Annotated in this window: 16 protein-coding genes and 1 other RNA gene; 12 read left to right on the plus strand and 5 right to left on the minus strand. The window is 34.5% G+C overall.

Annotated elements, in window-relative coordinates:
- Window positions 1–99: 99 nt before the first annotated feature.
- From IC221_RS01985 to IC221_RS01995, 3 genes are all read right to left on the minus strand, one after another.
- On the minus strand, window positions 100–1305 hold the full coding sequence (locus IC221_RS01985) for a hypothetical protein (protein ID WP_188167364.1): 1206 nt from the start codon (window positions 1303–1305) through the stop codon (window positions 100–102).
- Between the two features lie 108 nt (window positions 1306–1413).
- Entirely contained in the window at window positions 1414–2073 is a 660-nt protein-coding gene (locus IC221_RS01990; RefSeq protein WP_367397747.1) for a nitroreductase family protein, read from the minus strand.
- 77 nt (window positions 2074–2150) lie between these two features.
- Window positions 2151–2918, minus strand: a complete 768-nt coding sequence (locus IC221_RS01995; RefSeq protein ID WP_188167365.1) for an alpha/beta fold hydrolase — start codon at window positions 2916–2918, stop codon at window positions 2151–2153.
- An 82-nt stretch (window positions 2919–3000) separates the two neighbouring features.
- On the opposite strand from IC221_RS01995, the gene IC221_RS02000 reads away from it, so the two are divergent.
- The 8 genes from IC221_RS02000 (at window position 3001) to IC221_RS02035 (ending at window position 10148) form a co-directional block, all read left to right on the plus strand.
- Window positions 3001–3498: a hypothetical protein gene (locus IC221_RS02000; protein WP_156152437.1), complete on the plus strand. Its 498-nt coding sequence runs from the start codon at window positions 3001–3003 to the stop codon at window positions 3496–3498.
- 189 nt (window positions 3499–3687) lie between these two features.
- The gene (gene pth, locus IC221_RS02005) at window positions 3688–4248 is read left to right on the plus strand and encodes an aminoacyl-tRNA hydrolase (protein WP_188167366.1); all 561 of its coding nucleotides are present in this window, start codon (window positions 3688–3690) and stop codon (window positions 4246–4248) included.
- Window position 4249: 1 nt separating this feature from the next.
- Window positions 4250–4999 (plus strand): SPFH domain-containing protein, encoded by a 750-nt coding sequence (locus tag IC221_RS02010; RefSeq protein WP_188167367.1) that lies wholly within the window; start codon window positions 4250–4252, stop codon window positions 4997–4999.
- Window positions 5000–5020: 21 nt separating this feature from the next.
- On the plus strand, window positions 5021–5548 hold the full coding sequence (gene rimM / locus IC221_RS02015) for a ribosome maturation factor RimM (RefSeq protein ID WP_188167368.1): 528 nt from the start codon (window positions 5021–5023) through the stop codon (window positions 5546–5548).
- Between the two features lie 249 nt (window positions 5549–5797).
- Window positions 5798–6364, plus strand: a complete 567-nt coding sequence (locus IC221_RS02020) for a hypothetical protein (RefSeq protein ID WP_188167369.1) — start codon at window positions 5798–5800, stop codon at window positions 6362–6364.
- A 104-nt stretch (window positions 6365–6468) separates the two neighbouring features.
- Window positions 6469–7338, plus strand: a complete 870-nt coding sequence (locus tag IC221_RS02025) for a LytTR family DNA-binding domain-containing protein (RefSeq protein ID WP_188167370.1) — start codon at window positions 6469–6471, stop codon at window positions 7336–7338.
- Between the two features lie 147 nt (window positions 7339–7485).
- Window positions 7486–7914 carry a DUF2141 domain-containing protein gene (locus IC221_RS02030; RefSeq protein WP_188167371.1) on the plus strand — a complete coding sequence of 143 codons (429 nt, stop codon included), beginning with the start codon at window positions 7486–7488 and terminating at the stop codon, window positions 7912–7914.
- A 2-nt stretch (window positions 7915–7916) separates the two neighbouring features.
- Window positions 7917–10148: an FAD-dependent oxidoreductase gene (locus IC221_RS02035; protein WP_188167372.1), complete on the plus strand. Its 2232-nt coding sequence runs from the start codon at window positions 7917–7919 to the stop codon at window positions 10146–10148.
- A 129-nt stretch (window positions 10149–10277) separates the two neighbouring features.
- On the opposite strand, the gene ffs is transcribed toward IC221_RS02035, so the two are convergent.
- Window positions 10278–10368: signal recognition particle sRNA small type (gene ffs / locus IC221_RS02040), an RNA gene on the minus strand.
- A gap of 144 nt (window positions 10369–10512) precedes the next feature.
- Window positions 10513–13428, minus strand: a complete 2916-nt coding sequence (locus IC221_RS02045) for a DEAD/DEAH box helicase (RefSeq protein WP_188167373.1) — start codon at window positions 13426–13428, stop codon at window positions 10513–10515.
- Between the two features lie 434 nt (window positions 13429–13862).
- Between IC221_RS02045 and IC221_RS02050 the strand changes: the two genes are divergently transcribed.
- The 4 genes from IC221_RS02050 (at window position 13863) to IC221_RS02065 (ending at window position 19946) form a co-directional block, all read left to right on the plus strand.
- Window positions 13863–14429, plus strand: a complete 567-nt coding sequence (locus IC221_RS02050; protein ID WP_188167374.1) for a DUF4230 domain-containing protein — start codon at window positions 13863–13865, stop codon at window positions 14427–14429.
- Window positions 14430–14702: 273 nt separating this feature from the next.
- On the plus strand, window positions 14703–18239 hold the full coding sequence (locus IC221_RS02055) for a SpoIIE family protein phosphatase (protein ID WP_188167375.1): 3537 nt from the start codon (window positions 14703–14705) through the stop codon (window positions 18237–18239).
- A gap of 259 nt (window positions 18240–18498) precedes the next feature.
- Window positions 18499–18942 (plus strand): hypothetical protein, encoded by a 444-nt coding sequence (locus IC221_RS02060; RefSeq protein ID WP_188167376.1) that lies wholly within the window; start codon window positions 18499–18501, stop codon window positions 18940–18942.
- A gap of 86 nt (window positions 18943–19028) precedes the next feature.
- A complete protein-coding gene (locus IC221_RS02065; protein ID WP_188167377.1) occupies window positions 19029–19946 on the plus strand; it encodes a hypothetical protein in 918 nt (305 codons plus the stop codon).
- The last annotated feature ends 16 nt before the right edge of the window (window positions 19947–19962 follow it).

A 19962-nucleotide genomic window follows, 5' to 3' on the forward strand; every position in this document is an offset into this window, starting at 1 on the left:
TAACAACTGATAATGAAGGTATTTATTTAAGTGTTTATTTTACATTTTTATAAATGTTTAACAATACGGTATTTGTGGAATATTTCTCCATAAAAGTGCTTATTGAGGAGGTGTAATATTTTTCATTCTCAACAAAAAACCAAAGTTTCGCTCCAAAAGGTATTTTTGCATATCTTCTATCATATCTTTTCTCTTTGCCTTAAGTACATCTCTGTGGGTAATTGAAGTTGGACTGTTATCTGGTAAAGAATTAGCAAATAAACCAACTGGTGATAAATTAGCAGGTGATAAACTAAAAATTGTAGACCTCAAATCATAAATTGACTTCTCCGTATACGGATCAAACATTGATCTACGTTTTACTACTCCCTCTTGATTCACTACAACTCCCATATTTTTCACTTTGATGGGTTTAATTATATCAAATAGCTTCACAGAATAATTGTAATAAGAAGATACTTTTCTTCCTTCGTATTCAGCTGCTTCCCAAAAGTCATCAGTATTTCTTAAAGCTTTCAATAAATATCCATTCACCCATTCCGTAAAGCCATCTACCATTTCAATATCTACAACCTTACCTTTTTCATTGATTAGAATCCTCATGCTTAAATCTTTCTCATGATAGATTTCATACTTTATTCCTTTTAATTCTTTTCTCAAATACTTTTTTAAACGATCTTTTGATTTAAGTTCAGCTTGTTTTTCAGAAATAATATATATGCTATCTTGATTCCCATTTATTATAAAAGAACAGTCAATTTTTCCTTCTTGATAATGTTCATTATAAACTTCTGAGTCGGAAATTCGGAGTTCAATCACACCATTTCCATCTTCTATTAAAACTTCACCATTGGGTGTTTTTATTGTACTTACGAACTCTACGTCTTGATCGTATTTAAATTCTTTTTTGAAGTAGTCATAGTAATAATAGTCTATCCAATTCCCGCTCTTCTTTCCTTTTGTATAATTCCCTACAATCTTTAGCCTATCCTCACTATCATAAAAGTAGCTTTTGCCATTATTCACACCTGATTTCACTTCATTGATCATCACTAAGTTTTTAGAATAAACATCAAAAATTAGGTAATACTTTTTATCTTCTTCTGTTTTATAATTGACTTTTACATAGAAAATCCCCTTAGAAAAATTGTTAGAAACCATTGATTTAAAATCCTTATCTAACCAAACAAGAGATAAGTATTGCTTCTTTTGAGGAGAAAGGTCAGTCGGAGTCAATTGACCGTAAGAAAAGTAGGGTAAAACTAATAACACAAAAGTGCTTAGGAATGAAAATAGTTTGCTCATTTTGAAAAAAATATAGTGCTTTAATTTGGGCTCAATATAATAAAATAAGGTATAAAAAAAGCAATGCACCTTTCGATACATTGCTTCTTTTTATCTTTCTAAAGTGATCTAGTACCACTCTACAATATCATTTAGCGGTTTCCTTGTAATGTTAGGCACCTTCGCATCATCTGTTGGGTATCCTACCGGTATTAGAAGGTAAGGTCTTTCATTCGCCGGGCGTTTTAATTCCTTTGCCAAAAAGTTCATTGGAGAGGGAGTATGCGTCAAAGCCACTAACCCTGCCTCATGAATGGCATTCAATAAAAAACCACTGGCCAAACCTACGGATTCATTTACATAGTAATTGTTGTGACGTATACCATGCTCATCAATTTCATATACTTGCTTAAAAACCACAATCAGCCATGGAGCCTTTTCCAAAAAAGGTTTATTCCAATCCGTACCAAAGGGTTTTAAGTCATCCAACCACTCTTCACTCATTCTGCCGTGATAGCCTTCATACTCTTCCTTTTCTGCAGCAATACGAATGTTCTTTTTAACTTCTGGGCTTGAAACAGCACAAAAAGTCCAAGGCTGTTTGTTGGCTCCTGATGGTGCACAACTTGCTGCCTTAATGATATTTTCAATCACTTCTTTCTCCACTGGTTTATCAGAAAAGTCCCTAAGTGATCGTCTTTTGTTAATCTTATCGTAGTATTCCTGCGTTTTCTTCAGCATTTGTTCTTCTGGAACTTCTAAAGAATTGTATGGTATAAAATCTTCCACAGCGTGCATATGTGTCAATGGGTTGAACGAATAAAAGTATTTATAACACCTAAAAATACAATAAAAACTTTAATAAATTAAAAAATAAAGCTATTAATTGCCAAAAGTAGTTCTTGAGGCTTCTCAGCGTGTACCCAATGTCCTGCTCCTTCAATCATTTCGACTGAAACAGAGGCAAATTTTTCATTAATCTCTTCTTGATCTGCTTGTTGTATATAGTTGGAGTTCGTGCCTCCAATAAATAATGTTGGTACTTCGATGGAATGTGTCATTGCTAAAGCTTTACCCACTTCCTCAATTTTAGCTGTAATGACAGGTAAATTGACTCTCCAAGCAAAACCTCCTTCTTTCTTTCGGTAGATGTTCTTTAATAGAAACGATCGTTCACCGAAGTTTGGTATATATTCTGCCAATAACTTATCCGCTTCGCCTCTAGTTTTTATAGAATCGATTGGTAAAGCATTCAATCCTTCCAAAATAGTTTGATGATGTACGGGATAAAAACGAGGTGAAATATCTACTACAACCATTCTGCTGACCATTTCAGGATAATTGGCAGCAAACTGCATCACAGTCTTTCCTCCCATTGAATGTCCCAATATAATCGGCTTTTCTAACTGATGTGTCTCAATAAATTCCTTTAGGTCCTCTGCCATCAACTGATAATTAAAGTCATCGCTATGCGGCGACTGACCGTGATTACGTTGATCAACCAAAAAAACATGTAATTTTTCCGACAATTGCTTCCCTAATGTCATCCAATTATCGCATTGTCCGAAAAGTCCATGAAGTATGATTAATGGTTTATTTCCTCTTTCACCAATTTCTCTGTAAAACAAATTCATTATATATGAAATTTTAATTAGAAAATGTAAAGATGTAGTTTTGAGGAGAAATAAAAAAAACATCCTCTTTAAAAGAGAACAAATGAAATTTATAAATCAATCAATTGTAGCGTATTTAATCTTATTCCTATCCCTGATATCTTGTGGATTGAGAACTTCAGATAAGATTGATGCCAACAGTGTAAACAAGCAAATCAAAGAACGTAAGATAAAGCAGATTAAAGAAAATGACATTGCTGAAAAAGGCTTTTCAATTGGAAGTTCTATCATAAAGACTATTTCTATTGATCAAGCTTGCGGTGACCTGTCTTTAGATATTTTTGCTGATAGCTTAAAGCCCTATATCAAAAAAGCTTGGATAGAATGCTCTACGCCTACTGATGAAATTGAGAAAAGCGTTTGGGAAGCCTATCAATATAACCTTGATAACAACTTACCACTCAACGATAATATTCAAAAAATCATCACTTCTTCCAATAAGAAGTCTTATCTCTACTCTTCAGCCATGAATAACAATGGTTCTTTAAAAATAGTTCAAATTGAACTCAATCATAAGGCATTGGTGTTGGCGTTGTATTAAAAATGAGTACTATTTAGCAGAAAGGTAAACAAGATTATCTTTTCTATTTACTTCCTCATTTTTTAGTTTTCTTTCAAAGAATAAGTAGCGATAGATGATGAATTCTGATTTATTTTTGGTTTAGTACTTCATAGAAAATACTACCTTTGCGTATTAAATTCGTTATCAAGAAATTTCTTAATACAAACAATGAAATATTTAATCGTAGGCTTGGGCAATATTGGTCCTGAATATGCAAAAACTCGTCACAATATTGGTTTTATGGTGGCTGATTATCTAGCAAAAAAGCATGACACTTCTTTTGAAATGGATCGCTTAGCCTATGTTGCTGATTTTAAACATAAAGGAAGAAGTATTACAATTATCAAACCTACTACTTACATGAACTTAAGTGGTAAAGCTGTAAAATATTGGGCCAATCAATTAAAAATCAAAACAGAGAATATTTTGGTGATTGTAGATGATTTGGCTATTCCTTACACTAGCCTACGAATGAGAGGGAAAGGTGGTGCTGCTGGTCATAATGGTTTGAAAGATATTGAAGCACAGTTGCAAACAGCCGCTTACCCAAGATTACGTTTCGGTATTGGTGATAATTATTCCAAAGGAAAACAAGTTGATTTTGTGTTGGGTGAGTTTACAGAAGATGAGAAAATTGATTTGGATGGTTTAATTGAAAAGTCAGCCGATATGTGTCTTTCTTTTGCTTCCATAGGTTTATCAAGAACGATGACCCAATATAACAAATAATATGACAGATAAAAATATCAAAGGCATTTCGGGATATATCATGATCATTGTCCAAGCAGTTTTGTTTGGTGCAGCTGGTTATGTTTTATCTCTTCCTGATTTGGGCGCCATCTCCATGCTTCTACTTTTTGTAGACGTGGTGTTATTGAGAGGTTACTTTATTACAAGTGAAGGTAACGCTGCTCTTCTTTCACTTTTAGGGAAATACAAAGGCACGATCAACAAATCTGGCTTTTATTGGTACCATCCTTTCAGAAGTATTCAAAAAATCTCTTTGAAAGACGAGGTGCAAATGGTAGGTCCCTGGGATACTTTTGCTAAAGATGGTGTACAATTAGAAATGAGTGTTGAATTGAGATGGAAGGTAGCTGACGCTGCCAATGCCTATTATGGTATGTCCAATATCAAAGATTCAGTGCTTTCTATTGCGAAAGAAACCGCTCAAACGTTAATAGAAATGTATCCATACGAGGATTTTGGAGAAGAACGTGTTTCTTTGCGCTTACATTCTACTACCGTGAATCATGCTTACGCAACTGCACTCAAGAAAAAACTAGAAGAAGTTGGTGTTCATTTAGAAAGTGCTCGCTTCAATAGTATTCGTTCGCTAGGTAAGAAAAGAGCGGCGAATGAGGCTGTGGCAATTGCTCATCAGATGATTCAGGAGGTAGATCAGGTCAATCAGTTGACAGATAGTGAAAAGGCAGGAATGAAATTACAGCTGATGTCACTTTTAATGACTGAAAAATAAAAAGAGAACAAGTTTAAAGATATGCATAAAGATGAATGTTTCGAGTTTGGTAAAATCACCAAAACTCATGGTCTAAATGGTGAGGTTTTATTTTTCCTCGACGTGGATGATCCTTCTAAATACGAAGGTCTTGATGTTGTATTTTTAGAGAGAAGAGGAAGTTTGGTTCCTTTTTTCTTAGAATACTTATCACTTCATAATAATAGATACATTGCAAAGTTTGAGGACATTGATAGTATAGAAGCGGCGGCAGAATTAAAAGACGCTCAGCTTTACCTTCCTTTATCTGCTTTGCCTAAATTAGAAGACGGACAATTCTACTACCATGACATTGAAGGCTTCACTGTAGTAGATAATAACTTAGGATCTTTGGGTACTGTACATAAAGTGTACACTAACTCTGCTCAAGATATTTTAGAAATGAAATACAAAGGTAAAGAGGTCTTGATTCCTATCAATGATGAAATCATCATCAAAGCAGATCTGGAAAAGAAGGAATTATACACTAATATTCCTGATGGATTACTAGACATTTATATGGAAGAATAAGCCATAAACATCAATAACAACTTCCTTTAAGGAAGTACATATTCACTAAAAGCTTCATTTTAAGAGAATTTCACTCCTTAAAATGAAGCTTTTATATTTTGTAACATAACAGTTGTTTATGTTCAAAATCATTTAATTTAATCAATAGCTCTTTGTTAATCAGTCACGTTACTTTGTACATACATAAACAAAAGACAATCTAATCATTCGTTTATGTAACCGTCATTATCAATATTTAAACTACTTTACGTGAAAAAGCTACTACTAATCACCGGCATTGTGTTGCTGGGCTTATTTACTTCCCAAAACGATGCTAACGCACAGACAAGTATTCAATACTACTATGGTATGGGCAATGTTCAACAAATTTCTGTTTGGCAGAATATTGACGATAATAACTTATTGAACTTTCGTGTTGGTTATCAGGATTTTGCTGAAGAAAATGTAAGTATGTCCATCGGATATGGACGTCTTTTTGGTGAGTTCTTACCTTACTTGGTCTTTAACAAAGACGTTACTTCTGAGTTAAATAATTACTCGTTTACGAACGGATATTATTGGGCTCCTGGCGGACGTTGGGATTGGGCTATTGGTTGGACACTTAATCAACATGAAACAATGAGAGGAACATCTGAACGCCCTGAAGGTACTTATTCAGCATGGTCTCAAAGTTATTGGTTTGATGCTTATTACAATCTTATTGAGTGGAGAGCTCAAATAGGGGTTGAAGTAGGGGTTACTTCTTCAGGAGTAAAATTCTGGGGTGTAATGTTTAGTAAAGCATTAGATTTTAGTAAGAAAGATAAAATGAAATAAGCTCTATTTTAGAGATAGAACATAGAAAGTGATGCATTTCGATTATGAAATTTCATCACTTTTTTTTTAAGTTTACTTCGGAAAAACAACCAAAACGGAAGTAAATGATACTACAACTGCTAAATGCCCCCTTTCCTTTTCTAGATTCTCATCGATCGAGATGGTTATTTGCTACTTTAGCAGGAGTATTTGTCTTTACTTTTCTTCTGGTATTCCAGCCTTTTGAATTACATCAGATACAATTCAATAAACCTATTTTTATTTTAGGGTATGGTTTGATCACTTTTGGGGTTATCTGTTTTGCTTTATTTTTACTTCCAAAATTATTTAAAACAACTTTTCAAAAAGATCAATGGACCGTCGGAAAAACGATTTTCTTCGCTCTTTTCCAATTACTATTCATCAGTATTTTAAACTGGGCTTATACCCATTACTTTTCTTGTCAAGTTGAGATTACTGCTGCCACTGATCATTCTTTTCCATATTTTATTTTCATCACACTTTCTATCGGCATTTTTCCATGTGCATTTTTAGTATTATTTCTAGAAAGAAAACTAAGAGAAGAGAAAGAATCTAAAGCAGACTCGATCAATAAAAATATTTCAATACATAAACAACAATCAGTCAAAGAAGATCATCAGGTCTATAAAATAGGTACTGAAAAGCAATTTGTCGCTTCTTTGGCCCATGAACTTTTGTGTATAAAATCCGAAGGCAACTATTTAGAGCTCTATCAATGGAAAGAGGATCAATTATTGAAACATGTGGTCCGTTTACCGCTAAAAACTGCAAAATCTATTTTAGAAAAAGAGAAAGATATTCATCATTGCCACCGATCATATGTTGCCAATTTCCAACACCTTGAAAAAGTTTCCGGCAATGCTCGTAACTATGAGATTCAACTTCAAAACCTTCCATTTTCAATTCCTATATCAAGGTCATTTTCAAAAGAACTCATTGATTTCTACCTCTAGAAGCCTTCCCATTCGTCACAAAAACGCCCATTAATCACTCAAAAACGTCACTTTACATCATATCTTCCCACTTATAACTTCTCACTGGCAAACTCGATTTAGTACCTCTATGTTTGTATTGTTATCCACAAAAAAATAAGAATACAAATGAAGACATTACTCTTATTGTCCACACTTTTTTTCTCCTTTTATCTCAACATAATGGAAGATAAAAATACTGTTGAAGTTACCATTACAGAGGTTACATCTGATAAAGGGAAACTTATGATTGGTCTTTATAATAAAGAGAACACCTTTCCCAAGTACGAAGAAGTTTATCAAGGTCAAATTATTTCTGCTCAAAAAGGAAAAGTGAATTGTACTTTCAGCAACCTTCCAAAAGGTGAATACGCCATTGCAGTATGGCATGATGAAAACAATAATCAATCATTAGATACAAATTGGGTAGGCATACCGAAAGAAAAATATGGTTTTTCTAACAATCCAGACTCAAGATTTGGTGCACCTTCTTTCAAGAAAGCCACTTTTGATTTTAATCAAGACAAAACAATTTCATTAACCATTAAACTCAATTAATCATGAGCAAAAATACATTTGACACAATTATAATCGGTGGTGGTCTTGGAGGACTGACAGCTGGTGCTACATTAGCTAAATTAGGTAAAAAGGTATTATTGCTAGAGCAACATTACGTATTGGGTGGTTGTGCTACTACTTTCAAAAGAAAAGATTTTGTCATGGAAGTAGGGTTACATGAAATGGATGGCCTTTTTGAAAAAGATTTGAAGATGGATATTTTCAAATTTCTAGAAGTCGACCAACACGTAGATTTAATTCAGGTTCCGGAGCTATATCGTTTAAAATCTAAAAACCTGGATTTTGTTTTCCCTCACGGACATGACGAAAGTATTAATGCCTTGATTGAGAAGTTTCCTTCGGAAGAAAAAGGCATAAGAAGTTTCATGGCTTTGATGAATGGCGTTTTGGAAGAGTTACCTAGTTTCCCGAATCAAAAATGGAAACAAAATTTGGGTTTACCTTTTATGCCTCTTACGCACCCTAATCTTGTAAAGGCTTCCCGCAAAACGGTTGGAGAGTGGCTAGATCATTATTTTGAAGACGAAGATCTCAAACTATTACTTCAAGCCAATCTGCTTTACTATCATGATGACCCCTACACTATGTCTATGATTTATTTCTCAGCAGCTCAATCTAGTTATATACAAGGTGGTGGCCATTTTGTCAAAGGAGGATCGCAAAAGCTTTCGGATTACCTCGCCTCGATCGTTGATCAGAGTAGTGGACAAGTGCTTGTTGGAAAGAAGGTCAATAAGATTATTGTTGAAAATGGTAAGGCCGTTGGAGTGGAATTTACAGATAAATACAATACTGGTAAAACACACACTGTCTTTGCCTCAAAAATCATAGCGAATACAGCTGTACCGTTGGTGCAAAAATTACTTCCACCCAAAGAAGGAAATAAACTAAACAGCAAAATCAAAAACCTAAAAGCTGCATGTTCTTTATTGAGTATTTACATTGGATTCAAAAAAGAAATCAAAGATTTGGGTACTGATCATTACTCTACGTTCATTTCTGATGATAATATGACTAGCATTAAAGAGGTGTACAACAATTGTAAGGGGTCTTGGGAAAAGAGAAACTTTGTATTTGTGGATTATAGTCAGATTGATTCGCAATTAGCTCCTAAGGGCAAATCATTTGGTGCTATATGTGCTGCCGATTACCTGACCGACTGGGAGAGCCTCTCTACGGAAGAATATGCTCTAAAGAAGGAAGAAGTAGCAACAATCTTTTTTAATCGCTTAGAAGAACATTTCCCGGGCATTAAGGAGGAAATTGAATATTATGAGGTAGGTACTTCCAAAACCATACAACGATACACTATGAATCCGGAGGGAACGCCTTATGGTTTTGCTCAAACTGCTGATCAAGCCGGAAAAAATAGAACTCCTTTGGCTTCGCCGATCAAAAACTTACATTTTGCTGGTGCTTGGACTTTTCCAGGTGGAGGCTTTACAGGAGCCATCATTAGTGGCTTTTTAAGTGCCCAAGAAGTCAATAAGAGCATTAAAACTACTGTTGAGGATTATGGTATTTTAGAAGATGAAAACGTCATAGAACTGATTAGAAAGAAATGTATTGCTGATAATACGTATGAATTTACTTTCACTAAGCCGAAAGGGTTTAATTATCAAGCGGGGCAGTATGGTATATTAGAACTGATCAATCCAAAATTCAATGCAGTAGAAATTCCACATAGGGCATTATCTTTCGTTTCTCATCCTGATGAGCCTTACCTGCGTTTTGCATTAAGATTAAGCGACAGTAGCTATAAAAGATCTTTGATGGCTTTAAGTGAAGGTGCAAAATGTAAATGCTATGGCCCCATTGGTGACTTTACAAATCAGAAATTCACTCAGAAAGACAAAGGAATTGTATTTATCGTATCAGGCATAGGTATTACCCCTATCCTTCCTTTAATTCGAGAGCATCAGAAACAACATCAAAATACACCGATCACTTTACTGTACTCCAATAAGACTTTGGAAGCTTGTGCTTATCATGATCACTTTATTGGTTTGGAAAATGAAAACTTCAGTTATCATACCGTTTTAACTGCCACTGAAAAAAGGATGGACAAGGATTACATTAAAGGAAAAATCGAAAACATAGAACAGTACCGTTTCTGTATTGTTGGAGGAAGGTCTTTTGTGTTAGGTATGCAAAAGGAATTGCAAGACCTGCAGGTTTCCAATGAAGATATCATTGTAGACGATTTTGGGTGATAAAGTGAGAAAAGAGGTATGAATAAAGATACAGTTCTTAAAAACAATTTCCCTTCTCCTTCTTAAAAGAAAAAGGTCATTCTATTTATGTGATAGAATGACCTTTTCATTATAAAATCTTAGGTATAAAAAAACAAGCCGGGAACGCATCGCTCAACTCCTTACCCTTGCTTGCTTCCGCACCTGGGGGATTCGGAGGAGCAAATCGACCCGACTTGCGATGCAAAGGTAAGTACATTTTTTAATTCCGCAATGGTTTTTTATTATTTTTTTCTCAAAAACTTATAAGTTAGCGCTAATTATTTAGCTTTCAATAAATTAAAGATGATTTTTTATTTTAAAATAAATATCAATCTCAAAAAAATTACGAAAGCAGGTTTGTGATATCATCTTTGCTCAACTTTTTCATAAAGCTCTCTTCCGTCGTAATCAAAGTATCAGCCAGCTCTTTTTTACTTTGCTGTAAGGCTAAAATCTTCTCTTCTACCGTACCTCTAGTGATGAATTTGTAAACCATTACCTTATTCTCCTGTCCAATTCGGTGTGCTCTATCCACCGCTTGTGCTTCAATTGCAGGGTTCCACCAAGGATCAAGTATGAAAACATAATCGGCAGCGGTAAGGTTCAATCCTAGACCACCTGCTTTTAGTGAAATCAAGAAGATTTGAACATTCTTTGAGTTTTGGAATTTGTTGACTTCTTTCTTTCTGTCTTTCGTTCCTCCATCCAAGTAAGCATAGTCAAATCCTTTTTCATCCAACTCTTTTCTAAATAGTGTTAGATGCTTCACAAACTGACTAAACACTAAAATTTTATGACCTTCAGCAGTTGCATTTTCAAGTGAACGAATCACTTCATCAAATTTGCCAGCAGAGTGCTCGTATTTCTCTTCTAATAATACCGGGTGGTTGGCAAGCTGTCTTAGTTCTGTTAAACCTTTGAGTAACATAAACTGAGAGCCTTTCACTCCTGTACTTTCGATATGTTCTAAAATCTCGTTTCTGTAAGAAGACTTCGTTTCCTCATATTTTGCCTTCTGCTCCGCTGTCATGTCAATATACATCACCTTCTCAATCTTCTCTGGCAATTCAGACGCCACTTGTGATTTATGCCTACGCATCACAAACGGCTTGATCAAACGGTACAGTTTTGTATATTTTTCTTCGTCTTTTTTTCTTTCGATAGGGTGTAAGAACTCTTTTTTGAAGAAGTTTTGGCCACCTAAAAGCCCTTCATTGGCAAAATTCATCTCTGACCAAAGATCCATTGTTGTATTTTCAATTGGCGTTCCCGTCAACAATAGACGTTTTCTAGACTTCAATTGATTGACTGACTTTGTTACAATAGATGATGGATTCTTAATGATTTGTGCCTCATCAAGAATAATATAATTGAAGAAATACTGTGATAGAATTTCCGCGTCAATACGTGCCGTTCCGTAAGAAGTAATCACCAAATCATACAATCCGAACTTTTCAGGATTCTTCTGTCTATTCGTACCTGTATAATTCAAGATTTTCATCTTAGGCGTAAACTTCTTGGCTTCCATCTCCCAGTTGTAGACCAAAGAAGTAGGCATAATGAGTAAAGAAGTACCATTTTCAGCTCCTCTTTCATGCTCTAAAACGGCAAGTGTCTGCACCGTTTTACCCAATCCCATATCGTCTGCTAAACAACCTCCAAAATTGTACTCTGAAAGGAATCTCATCCAATTATAACCCGCTTTCTGATAAGGTCTAAGTTTACCTTTAAAACCTTTCGGAACTTCATAATCTTCAATTTGATCAAAGTCATTTAGCCTTGATAACCTTTCATTTAAGCTCACTTTGGCCAACGAACCTTCTTTCAGTTCTTGTACTAATGCTAAGTGATGTTTATGAAGACGAGGGGTTTCGCTATCGTTGTTTAAGAAGTAGAAAAGCTCTTGGTATTGAGAGAACCAAACATTTGGAATTACGGCAATCTCTCCGTTTGGAAGTTCAAATTCGTGACGTCCAGAAACGATTAATTTTCTGATCACAGTAAATGGAATTTCAAACTCACCAAACAGCACTTTCGTTTTGATATCAAACCAATCTCTATCTTCTTCTACTTCAAGGTTGATCACGGATTTCCCAATGAAATATTTCTTTTCAATGGCTCCATCTTGATCAATTATAATATTACTTTCTTCTAACGCTTGAGCATTATTGGAGATCCAAGAGAATGCATCATTTTTGGGTAAAATTACTTTCCCTTTTTTGCCTAGTTCAAGTCCTAATTGATGTACATTATCTCTAACAGCTTTTTCATATTTGACCTTACGAGTCATTTTGTAAAATGTAAATTCATCATCTATATATTCTAAATTTACATGACTCTTCTTGCCTATTGTACTGCCCTCTACTACACGGTCTCCATACTTGAAAACCAAACTCAACTCTACATCATTGACAACAGGCTCGCTCTCCTCTGAACCATTGTCTGCAGTGACAATTTCTTTTAATAACAAAGAAGCACTAGCCTCTTCTTCCAATCTCACAATTTCAAAACCATCAGCCTTTACTTTATAGTCTTCGATCAAGTGAGTAATAAACTTTTCGTAGTAGCTTGGTTCCATTTTTTTAGGAATAGCTATAAAGTTTTTGAACAAGAAAGGTTTTATTTTCTTTCCATCTACTTCACCTTCAAAAGTGTAAAGTTTTCCTTCTAAAAGGAGCCACGCTGGTTTGTTCGAAAGAAGAACAGCTTGTTTATATTGAAATTCGACCTTTTCTCCGTTGAAAAACATGAAAGGTCTATAATTCGTATTTTCTTTATCCTTATTTCTCCAGAATCGGAAGGTAATAGAAGCTTTCTCTTTTTGAACACGAATAGTTTTGTAGGTCGGATTTCCATCTTTCCCCATTTCAAAGACCATTTTCCCTGAAAGTCGGTTAAGAATTTTTATTCTTTCCTCTTCAACATAATCCAAAATTCTCTTTTGAAGCAATTCATCACCCTTTTTCTCATCAAAAGTAGACAAGAAAAACGCATTCGCTTTTTGTCGTTTTTTCCCACCAAAACGATGTGCAACAGCATCCGGTTGAATATTATCCATCAGGTCAATAAGTTCATAGTCCTTCTCATCTAACCTGCTTGAAAACTCATGAGCATTTCTTGCAGAAATATTCTGATGTTGAAGGGTTAACTTATTTTCGTGGTTCAACTGAACTACAAAGGATTCAAATAAATAGCCTAAAAATTGATGTTCAAATAAAGAAAAAACCAATTGAAAGGGTTGGGATGTGGAAACTTTCATCTGCGCTCAGAACTCTTTTACAAAACAATTTTTCCAATTTCTAAATCATCAAAAGTAGTATAATTAATCTTATCAACAAATCGCAGGGTCAAAAAGTGACCGACCACCCTTCAATTAAAATCGCTTTTATAACACTTCAAAAAACACTCTCCCCAACACTGCTTCCTTCTTATTTTCAATCATTTAATGGATAGCATCAACACCTAACCCAATAAAACACCACTTTTACACTGCATAAAATATGTTAAGAAAAATCACCATCTTTAAAAAAGATTATTGACTAACATTAATTATGTAAACATTTGTAAGTCATTTTACTGAATGTTAGCGTTTTGATTTTTCTGCACTTACATTTACGTTTAATCTAACGATCCAAAATAAAGATTATGTCCTCGAAGTTACACACATCAATCCTGACTGTTTTAGCTATACTTATGGCTACTTATATTGTGTGGGATTTTTTTTCGGAAAGCTATGCTGATACTACTAATGAACATCAATTGATTGTAGAAGAATTAGAAGGTCTTGGCCGCCTTGAATTATACAAGGCACACGTAAGAGATGTGGCTGAATACACTGAAGAAAGTGAGTATTTTGCTGATATACCAGTAGCCAAAGATTATTTTAAATCTAAAATCTTAGCTGTTATTGGTGGTGAAATTGTTGCCTACATCAATCTCAACGAAATCAAAGAAGATGATATCCATATCATTGATTCCACGGTAGTGGTAGATCTTCCTGTGTTGAATATTGATGGAAGAGTCAATCCTAAAGAAGTTAAAGTCTATTCTTCTGAATTTGCAAGTCCTGAAGCGATGAATCAGCTGTATATTGAAGCAGAGAAAAAGCTGAAGAAAACAGGGCAGGAAATGCAACTAGAAGAGAAAGCGAAAGAAAACGCAAAACAGTATTTAGCACCGATTCTTTCTAAAATCAGTGGACATAGAAAAGTGAAGATAAACTTTAAAGACAGCGTTAATTTACATTATATGCGAAAGTAACGAACATAATCACTTCTCTTAGAAATAGAATTATTCTTATATTTCGAGTATTTTTATTTACATATTGAAAGTAGAATATCCCCTACTTTTTGAAGGTATTAACACCTGTAATTGTTGAACAATAAGTATTCTATTACATATTTAGAATCTAAACATTCTAATATTTGATTTTTTTGGGAAAAAACTGTAATATACAGCTACCATTAGTCTTTATTTTTTAACATATCAAAGACTGTTCATTTGAACTATACATCATAATCGCATTTTTTTGTTATGGTTAGAGCAACAAATTCGAATCTTCGTATTCATTTTTTGATAAAACTTGTTACCTCAATTTTACTTCTCATTAGTACTACTACTTCAGCTCAAAATATCCTAAGTACACACTACTCTAAGGATAATGGTTTGAAGTCAGAGTACATTAAAAGTATTGCTAAAGATTCCATTGGCTATTTATGGATGGGTACTGACAATGGCTTAGTCCGCTATAATGGCTTATCATTTAAAAATTACGGAAGTAGTCAACTTCACAGTAATTATATCAAACAGCTTTTACAGAAAAAAGACGGTTCATTGTATGCGATTACTGATAAAGAAGTTGTTCAAATTTTCAGTACTCCAGATGAGGTTTCTTTCAAAGTATTGTTGCAAACCAAAACGCCAGAAGCAGATACAGGTGACCTGTTTTATGGTAAAATGCTTTATGAAGATAGAAATAATGTACTATGGGCTGCTGACAATTCTCAAATATTTAAACAAAATGCTTCAGGTAAGTTTGAATTGACATTTAGTGATTTTGACTTAATCAACGAAGCTCAAAATAGATCTTTTCAACTTGTAGAAAATATTGATGGTGAATTGTTCGCTTTTCACCATACGGGTGCTGTCTTAAAATATGATGAAGAGGCAAACCAATTTCGTAATATGAATGCAAACCTGTCTCTAACCAACATTCAACATGCGATTTGGTATAATGGTTCTTCATTCTTAGTAGCTGATGCCGGTAAGGGTATCTCACTTGTAGAAATTAAAGGAAACCGAGTATCAAGACAACAAATCGGACAGAAACTTGATGCTTCTTATATTCAAGAAATTGGGACGGATACTTATATGGTATCTGCTTGGTTAAAAGGTATGTACCGTTTAGAAAGTACTTATGAAGGCTTTAAATTACATAGAGATCCGGAATTAGGTGTATACAACGGTAACTCAATGTATTATAATGACTTAGACCTTTGGCTTGCTAGAGACAATGGTGTTTCATTATTCCAAAAGCTTCCTTTTAATCAGTTTGCTCAAAACATTACAAGTTCATTCATTCAACATATCAGTGGTGATGATAAAAATTTATATTTCACAGATGGTGACAACTTCTATACTGGTAGCTTAAACTCAATCAATGAATTCAAGTTACAGCAAAAAATTAAAGTTAAACCTTCTGGTAACTCTTTCTTAAGAATATTACCTACTAGCAAAGGAGTCTGGACTTCTGATGCGGAAGGACATATTATCTTATGGAAAGGAAATAGAGAAATAAAGAAGTATGACCTATCCCATTTAGGGGGAGCCATCTTTGTAATGAAACAAGATCAAAATGGCAACTTATGGATTTGTCAAGATGGTATTGCTGGTGTTATTAAGATTCAACCTAATGGAAAAACAAAAATCTACAGTGTAGAAGAAGGTGTTTCTAGTAGAGCGATCAGTATTGAGATTACCAATACAAACGAGATTCTTCTTGGTGGTTCTTCTAAAGAAGGATTAGTATTCCAATACAATGGAGTAGTTGATGCTTTTGATAATTTGACTGAAGAATTAAACTTTAAATTAAGTGGAAACCTTCAAACAAATGATCTTAGAAAGCTTTCTAATGGTAATGTTATCCTAGGTACTTCTTACGGTACTATGATCTTGAAAGATGGCAAAATCAAACGTTTAAATCTAGGTGATTTCACCTCTATTTCAAATAATGCATTGGCTATTGACCCTTCTGAACAGCAGTTATGGATTGCTACACCTTCAGGACTTATCCGTTATAATTTCGAACATGACGAATACCTACTATATACTTATAAAGATGGTCTTCCTGACGGTTCTCTAAACCATAGAGGTTTATATATTGATGATTTTGGTAAATTATTTATCTCGACAACCAGAGGTATTGGTTTCGCACCAAACTTACAGGTATTGAAAGAGACTCCAAAACCATTTATTGAGCAGGTTCATGTTGGTGGTGATAAAATTGATATTAATGAAAGACCTGATGTAGCTTCCGATTCTTACTTAAGAGTAGATTTCCATATTCCGGTATATCCAACAGAAAACGTAGCCTTACAAAAACGTATTTTGGGATATCCAGGATTGGACGAATGGACGAGCTTCGAAAAAGATCATGAAGGTTTACTTATTGATAAATTAGAAGCAGGCTCATCTTATACTTTAGAAATTAGAGGTAGAAAAACAGGTAACTTCTCATGGAGTAGACCTTTAGCTTTTAGATTCTCTGTTTTCACTCCTTTCTACAAGCAGTGGTGGAGTTATGTAATCTATGTTGTGGGTACAATTACAATTGTCCTCATCTTCGTACAACTTAACATCCTAAGAAGTAGAAGAGAACAAAAAAGACTAGAAGAGCAAGTAAACCTTAGAACAAAAGAGGTAGAACAACAATCTTCTGAATTAACAGATAAGAACAATGAATTGGAAAAAGCCTTTAACAGATTGAAAAGATCAGAGGCTATTCTTAATCATAACACTAAAGAACTTGAAAGAGCGAAGAGAGAGGCTGATAAAGCCGTTTCTAAGCTGAAAGATAAAAATACCGAGCTGGAGGAGACTTCTCGTACGATTCGTGAGCAGCACCAGGAGATGAAGAGTCACCGAGAGCAAATCCTTAGACAAAACGAACTTGTAAAAGAACAAGCCCTTCTACTTTCTCAACACAATGATAAAGTAAAAAGCTCCGTAAACTATGCAAGACGAATGCAAACTGCCGTATTTGGTCAGCCTTCTGAAATGGCCGAACAAATGAAAGCTATTGGACAGCATTGGGATGGCTTTGTGTACTTAAAACCAAGAGATATTGTATCGGGTGACTTTCACTGGTATGGAGAGAAAAATGAAAACCATATCATTGTCGCAGCCGATTGTACGGGTCACGGTGTTCCGGGTGCCTTCATGTCGTTGATTGGTAATGACCTTCTCAACCAAATTGTATACGAAAGAGGTATTCTTGATCCAGGTAGAATTTTGAAATTGATGAACGATATGATTCGTCAAGCCTTGAATCAAGCAGAAAACGAAAATAGCCGTGACGGTATGGATATCGCTATTTGTGTTGTTTCTCCAAAACGTAAGACATTGACATTTGCTGGTGCTGGTAGACCGCTTTACTACATTGACAACAACGAGCCAGAAGAACTTAAACGTTTGAAAGGTGGTAAGTTTGGTATTGGTGGTAAAGCCACAAAGAAAAAGGTGTTTGATTCGTACTCATTACCTTTAGAAGATATCAAAGTAATGTATATCTGTTCTGATGGTTACCAAGATCAGTTTGGTGGACCTAATGGACGTAAATTGATGCAAAAGCCATTTAAAGATCTTCTTTACTCTATACATGATAAAGAGATGGATCTTCAAAATAAATCATTGGATCAATTCATGGAACAGTGGATGCTACATGGCAATCAAAAACAAATTGACGATATGTTGATTATCGGTTTGAGACCACACGTAGTGATTGACGAAGAAAGTGAGAAAGAAATATTACTTGTCGATGAGCACGAAGCACAAAGACAGTCTATTTTCTAATATCCAATAATATAAATAGAAGAGGGAAGCTTAATTTAGATTGAGCTTCCCTTTTTCATGATGGGATGAAACAACAAAACAGTATTGATAGTATTAAAAAAGCTATTTTACTTCATGATTTTAGGATAACATTATTCAGCATTAGAAATTTCTTGATAAAACTACATTAAATATCAAATTATATTTTTTAAGAAATTTTAAGTTATTATTTTTAGAAAGAGAACATAACAATCGAGTACCACATAACTAAATTTTATAAATGCCCTACCTCATTATCTTGCTGATGTTATTATTATCAAACAGCTTATTTGCACAATCTCAAAAAGTCAGCACTTCTTATAAAACTATTTACCTAATTGAAGATGAAGGGCTATTGGACAAGTGTGACGTAGAAGAAAGAAACATCATCACTTTGACGCATTCTATGGAAGAATGGCAATTCTTTTTTGAAAAAAATAAACTGATCGCTTTTGAATGTATTCAAAAAGATTTCCTCTTTGAAGAACTTTTTGAGGTAAAACCTAATGTATTTGAAGACAAAAGTGGGCTTTATAAATTGTATACTCAAATCAAAAAACCGAATGAGATATCCATCACAATAGAATCTCAAAATAACCTTACAGATCTGCATTTTTGCGAAAATAATAATGAAGAGGCTACATTTTACTTCAAAAAAATGGTAGTTAATAAAAGTAAATTGTAAATTACAACAACTTTCAGTTAAACAAACATTATCAATCTAACTAAAGTGCTGTACGATACATCACTTTTTACATAACTCTCATTATTATGAAATACATTTTTTCTAAAACACTTCTAGCTATTGTTTTTTGTGCTCTTTTCTCTCTTAGGTCTAATGCACAAGGTTGTGCCGATGCTGGACTATGTAGTATTGGCCCAATGAAAAGTAGCGAATTTTTTAATGAAACACCTACACATGGAGAACTCCGTTTTCGTCCCTCTTATGGCCTAGGTGAAAAACAAGTAAGTGTCATTGGGTTACAATTAGAAGGAGACTATAACATCAAGGATGTTGTCTATTTTCAATTCCAGTTGCCATATATTATTACCACCGGTGGATTGGGGAATGCAAATGGGTTTGGTGATTTAACCTTGTCACTTTCTGTTCCTGTTTATAAAGGAGATGAAGTGACAACCACTATTTTCGGAGGTACTAAAATTCCATTTCAAGATGGCAATGTTCTCTATAATGGAGCTCCGCTACCAATGGCTTATCAACCGAGTTTAGGTACTTATGATATTCTTGGTGGTGTGGCAGTAAGATATAAACAGTTTTTATTCTCTGCCGGTTATCAGCAGCCTCTAACACAAAATGAAAATGCATTTTTTGAAACAGGATCTGACCCCGACAACGAATCTTGGAGTACCAACCAATTTGAAAGACAAGCTGATTTAGCAATTAGAGCAGAGTATTCAAAAGAGAATCCTGATAAAATTAATTGGAAAGCAGGATTACTTGGAATTGTACATATGGGAAATGACTCTTTCGTAGATACAGATGGCGTTAGAAAAGAAATTGATGGTTCTAGTGGATTGACATTGAACCTGACAGGTGGTATCTCAAAGGCATTTGGAGATTATACTCTTGGAGCTGACCTTGGTTTTCCTGTAATGGCAAGAACTGCCCGTCCAGATGGACTTACAAGATCATTTGTAATTGGTTTTTATGGTGGTTGGAAATTTTAGTCTATAACTAGCTCAA

The organism is Flammeovirga sp. EKP202 (assembly GCF_014534745.1).
Classification (GTDB): Bacteria; Bacteroidota; Bacteroidia; order Cytophagales; family Flammeovirgaceae; genus Flammeovirga.